Here is an 11,848-nt window from a genome sequence, read left to right on the forward strand (position 1 = left end):
TCGTTCCTTCCTTACAAAGACTAGATATAAAACATATAAGCTTCTTGCACTTGATCATTTTCATGATGAACTAAATCTTCTAATGTGGTGGTATCGAGTACTTCCTTTACAGCATCACGAATCCTTAGCCAAAGTGCCTGCTTGGCAGGATCTTCATCCTCAATCCCTTCGACTGGCGTTATGGGTCCTTCTAATACACGAATAATATCTCCTGCCTTAATATCTTTCGGCTCTTTGGCAAGGATATACCCACCGTATGCACCTCTAATACTTTTGATTAACCCAGCATTCCGTAGGGGTGTAGCTAGCTGCTCTAAGTAATGTTCACTGAGATCATTATTTCGAGCAATTGCCTTTAGAGATAGCGGGCCATCCCCATTATGTTTTGCTAGTTCAATCATGATCGTTAAACCATATCTTCCCTTAGTTGATATCTTCATTATTTACACCTCTATACTTCTTATAAAGCTTGGCCTATCGCCAAGCCTTTATGGCGAAAGCCTTAGTTGTATTTATGCAGTAAGAAAGTTTTATGCTTTCTTATCTGCTTAGAAAAAATCGCATTAGCTCGTCCTTAGCGAATGTGTTCGTTTTTCTTATACTTGGGACATTAAAGTTTTGGCAACGTCGAATCTACTTCTTAGCTAAAATTTTATGCTTTCCTAACGTGTAAAAGGAATACCATCAATCCGTTTAATTATATCTCACTCTAAGCTATGGGCTATTATAGCATGAAATGTATTCCTCTTGCATTTTAAGAAAATCATCTCTACGCTTTTAGTAGATAACTTTAATTTTAAACAAAGGACGATTCTTATGAAACAAAAACCACTTGCCTTTCGCATGAGACCTACTCATATCCGTGATATTATCGGACAAGACCATTTAGTTGGAGAAGGAAAAATCTTGCATCGCATGATCCAAGCAGAACGTTTAGCATCAATGATTTTGTATGGACCACCTGGGACCGGCAAAACATCCATGGCAGTTGCCCTTGCGAAAAGTTTAGGTATACCTGTCAAAATGCTTAATGCTGTCGTTGATAAGAAGAAAGATATGGAAATCGTTGTTGAAGAGGCAAAAATGACTGGTCAACTCGTATTAGTTTTAGATGAAGTTCATCGACTTGATAAAGGGAAACAAGACTTTCTCTTACCATATTTAGAAAATAATACCATTACCTTGATTGGCTGTACAACGAGTAATCCTTATCATTCTATTAATCCTGCAATAAGAAGTAGATGCCATTTATTTGAATTACACACCCTAACTGGGGATGATATTCAACTAGCATTAAAACGTGCAATACATGATGAGGAAAATGGACTTGGAATGTATCATATTTCCATTACCGAAGAAGCAATAAGTCATATTGCCAATACATCTAATGGAGACTTACGAGCTGCTCTAAACGGAATAGAATTAGCGGTTGTATCCACTCCTGAAAACGATGAAGGAGAAGTTGTGATCACATTAGATATTGTCGAGGAATGTATGCAAAAGAAAAGCTTTTCTCACGATAAAAATGGTGATGCTCATTATGATGTTTTATCCGCTTTTCAAAAATCAATTAGAGGCAGTGATGTGGATGCAGCATTACACTATTTAGGAAGACTGATTGAAGCTGGTGATTTAGATAGTATAGCAAGAAGAATGATTGTTTGTGCCTATGAAGATATTGGTCTTGCTAATCCCCAAGCTGGACCACGAGCACTAGCCGCTGTTGAAGCTGCGGAACGAGTAGGTTTTCCTGAAGCTAGAATACCACTATCTGTTGCGATTGTAGAGTTATGCTTATCACCAAAATCCAATACTGCCTACAAGGCTTTAGATGGAGCTTTATCTGATATTCGCAATGGAAAAAGTGGTGATATTCCAAATCACCTAAAAGATGCTCATTACCAAGGTGCAAAAACCTTAGGTAGAGGTGTTGACTATAAATACCCTCATCATTATGAAAACGGATGGGTGAGGCAACAATATTTACCGGATTCTATCAAAAATAAAAACTACTATCACCCAAAAAATTCTGGTAAGTTTGAACAAGCGTTAAAGCAAGTATATGATAAAATTAAATCTGAAAAAAATAATTACTAGATATATGAGGTATAAATCCTTTTCATAACGGTCAAAATAGAAATACCAAAAGAAATCTATAGATTATATGAAATTACCGTTATTGTAAAAGGAGTGGAAGAAATTGGTTAAAGTCAGACAAGATGCTTGGTCTCATGAAGATGATCTATTACTTGCCGAGACAGTGTTACGTCATATAAGAGAAGGTAGTACACAACTAAATGCATTTGAAGAAGTCGGTGATAAATTAAATCGGACATCAGCTGCATGTGGATTTCGTTGGAATGCTGAGGTAAGAGCAAAATACGAAAATGCTATTGATCTTGCAAAAAGACAACGAAAAGAAAGAAAACGTGCAATGGCTAAAGAGCAGCAACCAGTGAAAAAAGAAGTTGTTGCCCAAACTAGTCAACAGCTTACTGACACAGATATAAATTGGAATCAATCAATGAATACTGAAAGCTCATTAACACTTGATAGGGTTATTCAATTTCTTACAGATATGAAAAAGGACTATCAGGCTTCTAATCAATCGAAACAAACACTAGAAGAAACACAAAAAGAAAATGAGCAGTTACGCGAAAAAGTAAGTGAATTAGAAAAAAAATTAGCAGATACAGAAGATCAGTTAAATACAATTCAAGAAGACTATCAAGTGTTTATGCAAATTATGGATCGTGCTAGAAAGATGACTGTATTAGAGGATCAAGGATCTTTAAAAACTCCAGCCTTCAGAATGGACAAAAATGGAAATCTCCAACAAGTAGCAGAAGGATCCAATCATTAGAAAACTAGGCTTATCGCCAAGCCTTTATGGCGAAAGTCTTAGTTGCACTTATGCAGTAAGAAAGTTTTGTTTCTTATCTGCCAAGCATAAGCCAAGCCTCGACGTGGCGCTTTTTGTGCGTAATTGTGGATTGTCTTATGACCTCGAGGGGATAGGCGCTGGCCGATGAAAACTCGTGCGTCCTTATGTCTATCGGCACTAGGACGTCAATCGCTCTCACTGGCTAAATTCGTCACGTCCTGTGACAACGCCAGCACTAGGACGTCCTGTCCGTCGAAGCTGGACGTGGCCTTTCCTATATAAGTGCGTGTTCAAAAAGGAGGATTAAAAGGACCGAGTCGGCTAAGGTCTCGGGCATCCTGTTACAACGCCGACACTAGTACGTCCTGTACGTCGGAAGTTCGGGGCAGCGTAGCTTTGAGTAGCTGAATGTTTGCATTTAATACATGAGTAACGGAAAAGCAAGCTAACAGAAACACAGATGCGTCATATTCACTGGACTTTTTGAACAACCTCTAAAAGACAGTAATGAGGCCAACTTTTTATACTTTCTTACCTTTTTAGAAAAACTCGCATTCGCTCATCCTTTAGCAAATGTGTTTAGTTTTTCTTATACTTAGGACATTAAAATTTTAGCTACGTCGAGTCCACTTCTTGGCTAAAATTTTCCTAATGTATTAAAAAATCCCCAATAAAAATACGCTTCCATGACACATTGGAGGCGTTTTTTTATTGGGAATTATAAGTAAAAACTATCAATCCCAATCGTGCCGTCTATATCTAGTTTTGATCCCGCTCCTGGCAGGTGGGTGCCCTGTTCTATATCTTGTACGTCCTCTATTTCAAGGCATGCACGCAATATAGAAACATCAGGCTCCCATTTTAATTAGTGTTCGGTCAAAACGATTTTGATAGACGCACACATTAGGATTGATGAGTAATCATTTTCTTTATTTGTATTTATATAGTACCATACAGAATTTCCGTTTTCAATAAATAATCATATGAAGTGTTGTTTACAGATGTTACGAATTAACAACAATTGTTTTGTTTAAGCATAATTACTCTTTTAAATGAATACCTAGTTCATCTAATTGCTCTACGGAAACTTCACTTGGGGCATCTGTCAGTAAATCGGATGCAGATGCTGTTTTCGGGAATAAAATGGTATCCCTTAAATTAGTACGTCCAGCTAATAACATAATGATCCGATCTAACCCTAGAGCAATTCCACCATGTGGCGGTGCTCCATATTCTAATGCTTCCATTAAAAATCCAAACTGTTCATTGGCTTCCTCCAAAGAAAAGCCTAATACTTCAAACATTTTTTCTTGTTGTTCCCGTTTGTATATACGTAGTGAACCTCCTCCAAGTTCATAACCATTTAACACAAGGTCATACGCATTCGCACGTACACTGCCAGGATCAGTTGATAGCTTATCAATATCTGCTTCTACTGGTGATGTGAATGGATGGTGTGCTGCAAAATATCTGCCTAAGTCTTCATCATATTCTAGAAGTGGCCAATCTGTAACCCATAAAAAGTTAAAACGGGAGGTATCAATTAACCCTAAATCATTTCCTAATTTCAGACGGAGTGCACCTAATGCATCATACACAATCGCTTTTTTATCTGCACCAAATAATAATAAGTCACCATCACTTGCTTCTGCTCGATTTACAATTCCTTCCTTCTCTTCATCTGTTAGAAACTTTGCAATCGGACCTTTTAATTCTCCGTCTTCTACTTTTAACCAAGCTAGTCCTTTGGCCCCATATACCTTTACAAAATCAGTTAATTTATCAATATCTTTTCGTGAATAATCATTAGCATGTCCTTTTACATTTAATAAACAAACTGTTCCGCCTGATTCAATTGCACCTTGGAATACTTTAAATGATGAATTTTCAACAATATCTGGAACGTGGATTAACTCCATTTCAAATCGGGTATCTGGCTTATCAGAACCATAGCGTTCCATTGCTTCTTGATAACTCATTCTTGGGAATGGAACAGGAATATCCAATCCTTTTACTTCTTTTAATATTTTATGCATCATTTGCTCTGTCATTTCCATAATCTCTTCACTAGTCATAAAAGATGTTTCAATATCAATTTGTGTGAATTCTGGTTGGCGATCAGCTCGTAAATCCTCATCACGAAAACAACGGGCAATTTGATAATACCTTTCAAAGCCACTCATCATAATTAGTTGCTTAAAAAGTTGCGGGGATTGTGGTAATGCATAAAATTCCCCTTCATGCACACGACTTGGGACTAAATAATCACGTGCTCCTTCAGGTGTACTTTTGGTTAAGATAGGTGTTTCCATTTCAAGGAATTCGTTGTCATTTAAGAAATTACGAACGACCTGTGTTGTTTGATGGCGCAATTTAAATGTATCCTGTAGATCTTTACGACGCAAATCGATATAACGGTATTTTAACCGTAAATCTTCTGCTACATCTGTATTCTCTTGTATTAAGAATGGTGGTGTTTTTGCTGAATTGATCACGTTTAATTCAGTAGCAATTACTTCTATAGTACCTGTTTCCATCGCTGGATTAATCGTTGCTTTATCTCGTTTGACCACTTTACCCGAAACTTCAATAACAAATTCTGTGCGAACATCTTCTGCAATCGCCAAAGCTTCAGCAGAATAGTCTGGATTGAAAACAACCTGAACAATACCTGATTTATCCCGCAAATCAATAAAGATTAAACCACCTAAGTCCCGGCGTTTTTGTACCCATCCTTTTAACAGAACATTTTTATCAATCTCTGTCTCCCGTAATGTACCAGCAAATACTCGTTCCGTCATGATTGACTTCCTCCTTGCACTTTTTCTGCAACATAATCTACTATTTTATCCAATGGAACCTCGACTTGATCCCCTGTATCCATAGCTTTTACGTTAGCCACCTGTTTTTCTAGCTCACTTTCTCCAAGAACGATCGTATATTTAGCTTTTAATCGATCAGCAGCTTTAAATTGTCCTTTCATTTTTCGCTGTTGATAATCCTTATCTACCTGCACATTTTGCTGTCGTAATTGATGAACAACTTTTACACCTTCTTTTTGTGCCATTTCTCCTTGAGCGATAACAAAACAATCTAACGCCTCATTTACTGGGAGCTCGATGTTTTCCACCTCAAGTGCCATTAATAATCGTTCAATCCCCATTGCAAAACCAATTCCTGGGGTATCTGGACCACCCAGTTCTTCTACTAAGCCATTATAACGTCCACCACCTGCCAGTGTAGTAATAGCGCCGAATCCTTCAGCTTCACTCATAATTTCAAACGCTGTATGGTTATAATAATCTAATCCACGAACTAAGTTTTGATCTACTTCATAATCAATTCCCATCGCTTCTAAATACTCTTTTACTTTCTCGAAATATTCTTTTGACTCGTCATTTAAATAATCTAAAATGGCTGGTGCTGTTTTCATTGCAGGATGGTCTCTATCAGTTTTACAGTCCAAAATACGTAGTGGATTTTGCGCTAAGCGAGATTGACAATCCGAACAAAGCTCTGATTGGTGTGGTGTAAAGTGTTCCACTAATGCATTTCGGTAATCCTGTCTACTTTCTTGATCTCCAAGGCTATTTATGAATAATTTCAAAGAAGAAAGCCCTAGTTTTTGATAGCAAGTCATAGCAAGATCAATAACCTCTGCATCAACTGCTGGATCACTACTTCCTAGAACTTCGACACCAAATTGATTTAGTTGACGCATTCTACCTTGTTGAGGTCGCTCATATCGAAACATTGGTCCAAAATAATACATTTTAACTGGTTGGTTAACAGCTCCATGTAATTTATTTTGAACAAATGCACGAACAACAGAAGCTGTCCCTTCTGGGCGCAATGTTAAACTTCTCCCACCTCGATCTTCAAATGTATACATTTCCTTTTGAACGATATCTGTTGTATCCCCAACACCGCGTTGGAATAACTCTGTATGTTCAAAAATAGGTGTCCTGATTTCCTCATAACAATAATGATTACATATCCGTTTAATTTCATTTTCTACATATTGCCATTTTTTTGCATCCTTTGGCAGGATGTCCACTGTTCCCCTTGGTGCTTTCATGCTCATTTACGATACCCCCTAGTTATCTTAACTTCCTTTATTACTTACTTTACATAAGTCTGTTTTTTATTAAATTTTTGTTATTTCAAGTATGCATCCTTAACGAATAATTGATATATTATGTGCAATACTTCCGCGGGAGGCTGAGGCCGTGCCTGCGGCGAAGAAGACACTGTGAAAACGAACAGTTTGAGCAGATGTCGCACTTGTGCCCGTGGTGAAAGCGTCTGGATCGGAAATTCAATTTCGTTACGACGTATAATATATATTATAAGCAATAAGTTATGCGAAAAGAGTCTTTATAAAAATTCACTTTTGTGTTGGATTTTCACTTTTTTTATGGTACAAAAAAACCCTCATCCCTATATGAAAAAGGGACGAGAGTTTACCCGCGTTGCCACCCTAGTTGACGCACAAAATGCATCCGCTTATACACAGTTAACGCCTGCAAAACGTCTACACCTACTACATTCAGCTAGTAATAAATGATTCGATATAGATCCCTCAGGAATGTCTTTCATTAGACTATTATGCAAAAATGCTTTCAGCCATGGCATTTTCTCTCTTTTCATATAGGATCTAACTACTTTTTCCCTCATCGGTTTTACTATTTCACATAAGTAATTACACTACTCTAAACATGTCATCTATAATAATCGTTCCACCAAATATTGTCAAGTACGAGTAATCCTTTTCTTTAGCTTCTTCACTTCACCTAATGAAATCCCCAATTCTTCGGCAATCTCCATGTGGTTGGCATGTCCCTCCATTTCCATAAATTGATGTAAATCAACACCAAAAATATCCTTATTATTAGATGAATTCCACTGTTTCTCCTGCATTCGCATAACCGATGTACCTCCTTTTTAATTGGTATAGTTTTGCCATAACGCTCTATTTTTATTAAAATAAGCAATAGAGATTTGTTAACGGAGGAGGAATCCAATGATTCGTAGTATATACCTGTTTGTACTAATGTTTAGTATAGTAATTTTACTGTCACAATCTTTGCCACATCCTGTTTTTGCAAATGAAGCAATTATAACAGCTGATCATGTTAATGTGAGAACGGGTCCTAGTATTCATTATGAACAAATTGGACAAGTTCATACGGATGAAGAATACCCTATCATCCAGCAACAAAATGGATGGGTGGAAATTGAGTATCAAAATCAATCAGGATGGATTACTTCAGAATATGTACACATTCAACAGGAAACAGAATCGAACGGTAATTTGCAAAAAACAAATATCATTATCCAAAATGACAATACACACATACGTGAAGGTGCCTCTTCAAGTTATCCTATCGTAGATTTTGTGAATAAAGGAGAGGAACTTTCAATTATCTCACAAGAAGGGAATTGGTATGAGGTAAAAGATGAACAAATTCATGGATATGTTTTAAAAGATCTAGTAGATGAACGGAACGAAACAACTAGCACAAATGGATTTGACAATAAAACAATTGTGATTGATGCAGGTCATGGTGGGAAAGATGTTGGGGCAATCGGTGCATCAGGAACATATGAAAAAGATTTCACATTCCAAACGGCACTTGCCTTAAAAGAAGAACTTAACCTTTTGGGTGCTAATGTGATTTTAACAAGAGATGAAGATGAATTTATTTCGTTAAATAGTCGAGCTAGCCTTGCAAATCGTTATCCTACAGATGCCTTTATTAGTCTTCATTACAATAGCACGTTAGATATGCCAGATGTGACAGGAGTTGGGACATATTTTTACCATGATCAAAATAAATCTTTGGCTAAATCCATTCAACAGAATATTATTAAAGAAACGAACGCCAAAAACCGTGATATCTCATTTGGAGACTTTCAAGTAATGCGGCAAAGTCGTGTGCCATCTATTTTGGTTGAATTAGAGTTCATATCTAATCATGAAAAGGAACAACTATTACTAACAAACGGCTACCAAAAAAAGCTTGTAACAGGAATCGTAAAAGGACTACAATTCTATTTTAGTAGTCTTTAAAAATGGCACTTTTCACATACTTAGTGGTTTTCTACTACGCAAGACGTTTCATACTAGAAAGTAACAATCTTTTAGAAAACATTTTAGAAAACAGCCTTAAAAATAAAAAAAGTGGGATTAGACTAAATTTCTAATCCCACTTTTTTATTTATCTTTACTATCAAGTATAATCGTAACTGGCCCAACATTAGTGAATCGGACATCCATCATTTCACCAAATTGCCCTGTTTCGACTCGAACTCCTTCTTCAAGTAGTCGTTTATTAAATTGATTATACCATTGAGTCGCTACATCAGGTTTTGCCGCCTGTATATAGCTTGGTCTTCTCCCTTTCCGAGTGTCAGCATATAACGTAAATTGTGATATGGATAAAACACTTCCACCAGTATTGATTAAGGAATCATTCATTTTTCCATCATCATCTTCAAATATACGCAAATGCACTAATTTACGAACAATATAATCTACATCTTCTTCTTGGTCATCATGCGTTACGCCTAATAGGACAACTAATCCATTAGCAATTTGACCAACTACTTCGTCTTCAACTGTTACACTTGCATTTTTTGCTCGTTGAATTACTGCTCTCATCCCACTACGCCCCCTTGAAAAAGTTACTGTATTGTTCTTGTTACGGCATAAACATCTTGTATTTGCTTAATTCGTTCAACAATTTTTCGTAAGTGACTAGTATTATGAATTAAAATAGTAATGTTAATAACAGCCATTTTATTTCGATCAGACTTTCCATTTACTTTCGTAATATTTGTCTTCATTTCATTAACAACTTGTAATACTTCATTTAATAAACCACGTCGATCATATCCTGATATTTCTAAGTCAACATGATATTGTTTCTTCGTTGTTTGGGTATTTTCCCATCTTACATCCAATTGTCGTTGCTTTGCCTCTTCTGTTTGAACATTCGGACAATCCGCGCGATGTACAGAAACCCCACGGCCTTTTGTAATATATCCGATAATTTTGTCACCTGGTACTGGATTGCAGCATTTAGATAAGCGAATTAATACATTATCTATCCCTTCTACTTTAACACCAGAATCCCGCTTTTGTGCTCTATATTGTTTAACATCATTATTTACTTCTTCAATCGTATCCTGTAAATCTTGTTCTTTTTGCTGGGAGCGTCTAACTTTTTCGGTTAATCGTGTAGCAATTAATGCGGCAGTGATCCCTTGGTAGCCAACCGCTGCATACATATCATCTTCATTTGTAAAGTTAAACCGTTCGTAAACACGTCCTAGATTGTCGGAAGTCAGTACTTTTTTTGGTTCAATTCCTAAAGCTCTAATTTCGCGTTCAACCGCTTCTTTCCCTTTTTGAATATTTTCTTCACGACGCTGTTTTTTAAAAAACTGTTTAATTTTATTTTTTGCTTGTGATGTTTGTGTTATTTTCAACCAATCCTGAGAAGGTCCATAGGAATGTTTGGACGTCATCACCTCTATAATGTCGCCATTTTTCAATTCATAATCGAGTGGTTCCATTTTACCATTCACTTTTGCACCAATTGTTTTATTACCAATCTCCGTATGAATACGATAAGCAAAGTCTAACGGAACAGACCCTGATGGAAGTTCAATCACATCCCCCTTTGGTGTAAATACATACACCATATCCGAGAATAAATCCATTTTAAGAGATTCCATAAATTCCTCTGCATCATGGGTTTCATTTTGCCATTCTAATATTTCGCGAAACCAAGTTAATTTTTCTTCAAATGATTTCTTTTCTTTTCCAAGCTGTCTTCCCTCTTTATACGCCCAATGTGCTGCGATTCCATACTCTGCAATCTCATGCATTTCCTTCGTCCGAATTTGAACTTCCAGCGGATCCCCTTTGGGACCAATAACGGTTGTATGCAAGGATTGATAAAGATTAGGCTTCGGCATTGCAATATAATCCTTAAAACGCCCTGGCATTGGCTTCCAACAAGTATGAATAATCCCTAAAACCGCATAACAATCCTTAATACTATTTACGATAATACGTACAGCTAACAGATCATATATTTCACTAAACTGTTTACTTTGTTTTACCATCTTTGAATAAATACTATATAAGTGCTTGGGTCTACCAGAAATATCAGCATGAATGTTAACATCCTTTAGCTGCTGATTGACTTCTTCCATTACCTCTTCTACATAAGACTCACGTTCTTCTCGTTTTTGTTTCATCAGTTGAACAATCCGATAGTACTGTTGCGGATTCAAATAACGTAGAGCAGTATCTTCTAATTCCCATTTAATGGTAGAAATCCCTAAGCGGTGAGCTAATGGCGCGAAAATTTCTAATGTTTCATTTGAAATACGACGTTGTTTATCAGGTGGTAGGTGTTTCAATGTACGCATGTTATGCAGACGATCTGCAAGTTTTATCAAAATAACACGTATATCCTTCGCCATTGCAACAAACATTTTCCGATGATTTTCTGCTTGTATTGCTTCTTTGGATTTATACTTAATTTTACCTAGTTTCGTAACACCATCAACAAGCATCGCAACTTCATGGTTAAATTCCCTTTCTAAATCTTTAATTGTCACTTCTGTATCCTCTACAACATCATGCAAAAACCCACCAGCAATTGTTTCAGGATCCATTTCTAGTTCTACTAGGATCCCTGCTACCTGCACTGGATGAAGAATATAAGGCTCGCCTGATTTACGGTACTGATCACGGTGTGCGTTTTCAGCAAATTCATATGCATGACGTAAAAAATCGATATCCTTTTCTGAGAGATATTGTCTAGCATTTTCAAGTACGTCTTCCATTGTTAAAACTTCCATTTTAGCCATATAATCACCTATATTCATTGTAGAGAATAACTTTTATAATAGTATCAAAAATATTTATGAAAAAGTAAAGAAATA

9 protein-coding genes, 1 other RNA gene and 1 other annotated feature are annotated in these 11,848 nt (G+C 36.6%); of the genes, 3 read left to right on the forward strand and 7 right to left on the reverse strand.

The window, feature by feature from the left end:
• Positions 1-20: 20 nt before the first annotated feature.
• Entirely contained in the window at positions 21-440 is a 420-nt protein-coding gene (gene cymR, locus GHC26_RS04610) for a cysteine metabolism transcriptional regulator CymR (protein WP_163970093.1), read from the reverse strand.
• Between the two features lie 376 nt (positions 441-816).
• On the opposite strand from cymR, the gene GHC26_RS04615 reads away from it, so the two are divergent.
• Both GHC26_RS04615 and GHC26_RS04620 read left to right on the forward strand, forming a co-directional pair.
• A complete protein-coding gene (locus tag GHC26_RS04615) occupies positions 817-2,097 on the forward strand; it encodes a replication-associated recombination protein A (protein ID WP_163970094.1) in 1,281 nt (426 codons plus the stop codon).
• Positions 2,098-2,200: 103 nt separating this feature from the next.
• Positions 2,201-2,863 carry an RsfA family transcriptional regulator gene (locus GHC26_RS04620; RefSeq protein ID WP_163970095.1) on the forward strand — a complete coding sequence of 221 codons (663 nt, stop codon included), beginning with the start codon at positions 2,201-2,203 and terminating at the stop codon, positions 2,861-2,863.
• A 754-nt stretch (positions 2,864-3,617) separates the two neighbouring features.
• Here GHC26_RS04620 and ssrS read toward each other — a convergent pair.
• The 4 genes from ssrS to GHC26_RS04640 all read right to left on the reverse strand — a co-directional run bounded on the left by ssrS (position 3,618) and on the right by GHC26_RS04640 (position 7,810).
• Positions 3,618-3,797: non-coding RNA, 6S RNA (gene ssrS / locus GHC26_RS04625), on the reverse strand.
• 127 nt (positions 3,798-3,924) lie between these two features.
• The gene (gene aspS, locus GHC26_RS04630; RefSeq protein WP_205599195.1) at positions 3,925-5,685 is read right to left on the reverse strand and encodes an aspartate--tRNA ligase; all 1,761 of its coding nucleotides are present in this window, start codon (positions 5,683-5,685) and stop codon (positions 3,925-3,927) included.
• Entirely contained in the window at positions 5,682-6,968 is a 1,287-nt protein-coding gene (gene hisS, locus GHC26_RS04635) for a histidine--tRNA ligase (RefSeq protein WP_163970096.1), read from the reverse strand. The genes aspS and hisS overlap by 4 nt, the downstream gene beginning before the upstream one ends.
• A gap of 364 nt (positions 6,969-7,332) precedes the next feature.
• Positions 7,333-7,570, reverse strand: a binding site (T-box leader).
• 66 nt (positions 7,571-7,636) lie between these two features.
• On the reverse strand, positions 7,637-7,810 hold the full coding sequence (locus tag GHC26_RS04640) for a helix-turn-helix domain-containing protein (RefSeq protein WP_163970097.1): 174 nt from the start codon (positions 7,808-7,810) through the stop codon (positions 7,637-7,639).
• A 97-nt stretch (positions 7,811-7,907) separates the two neighbouring features.
• Here GHC26_RS04640 and GHC26_RS04645 point away from each other — a divergent pair, with 97 nt between their 5' ends.
• Positions 7,908-8,957 (forward strand): N-acetylmuramoyl-L-alanine amidase, encoded by a 1,050-nt coding sequence (locus tag GHC26_RS04645; RefSeq protein ID WP_163970098.1) that lies wholly within the window; start codon positions 7,908-7,910, stop codon positions 8,955-8,957.
• Positions 8,958-9,101: 144 nt separating this feature from the next.
• Here GHC26_RS04645 and dtd read toward each other — a convergent pair whose 3' ends face one another.
• On the reverse strand, positions 9,102-9,548 hold the full coding sequence (dtd, locus tag GHC26_RS04650) for a D-aminoacyl-tRNA deacylase (protein ID WP_163970099.1): 447 nt from the start codon (positions 9,546-9,548) through the stop codon (positions 9,102-9,104).
• 23 nt (positions 9,549-9,571) lie between these two features.
• Positions 9,572-11,773: a RelA/SpoT family protein gene (locus GHC26_RS04655; protein ID WP_163970100.1), complete on the reverse strand. Its 2,202-nt coding sequence runs from the start codon at positions 11,771-11,773 to the stop codon at positions 9,572-9,574.
• Between the last annotated feature and the right edge of the window lie 75 nt (positions 11,774-11,848).

It is taken from the genome of Oceanobacillus halotolerans, assembly GCF_010993955.1.
In the GTDB taxonomy this organism is placed as follows: Bacteria; Bacillota; Bacilli; order Bacillales; family Amphibacillaceae; genus Oceanibacillus_A; species Oceanibacillus_A halotolerans.

Bases quoted from the DNA above. Each gene is read 5' to 3' on its own strand.
- GHC26_RS04655 (WP_163970100.1), bottom strand. From the start codon at position 11,773: ATGGCTAAAATGGAAGTTTTAACAATGGAAGACGTACTTGAAAATGCT.
- GHC26_RS04640 (WP_163970097.1), bottom strand. From the start codon at position 7,810: ATGCGAATGCAGGAGAAACAGTGGAATTCATCTAATAATAAGGATATT.
- aspS (WP_205599195.1), bottom strand. From the start codon at position 5,685: ATGACGGAACGAGTATTTGCTGGTACATTACGGGAGACAGAGATTGAT.
- GHC26_RS04645 (WP_163970098.1), top strand. From the start codon at position 7,908: ATGATTCGTAGTATATACCTGTTTGTACTAATGTTTAGTATAGTAATT.
- hisS (WP_163970096.1), bottom strand. From the start codon at position 6,968: ATGAGCATGAAAGCACCAAGGGGAACAGTGGACATCCTGCCAAAGGAT.
- GHC26_RS04615 (WP_163970094.1), top strand. From the start codon at position 817: ATGAAACAAAAACCACTTGCCTTTCGCATGAGACCTACTCATATCCGT.
- dtd (WP_163970099.1), bottom strand. From the start codon at position 9,548: ATGAGAGCAGTAATTCAACGAGCAAAAAATGCAAGTGTAACAGTTGAA.
- cymR (WP_163970093.1), bottom strand. From the start codon at position 440: ATGAAGATATCAACTAAGGGAAGATATGGTTTAACGATCATGATTGAA.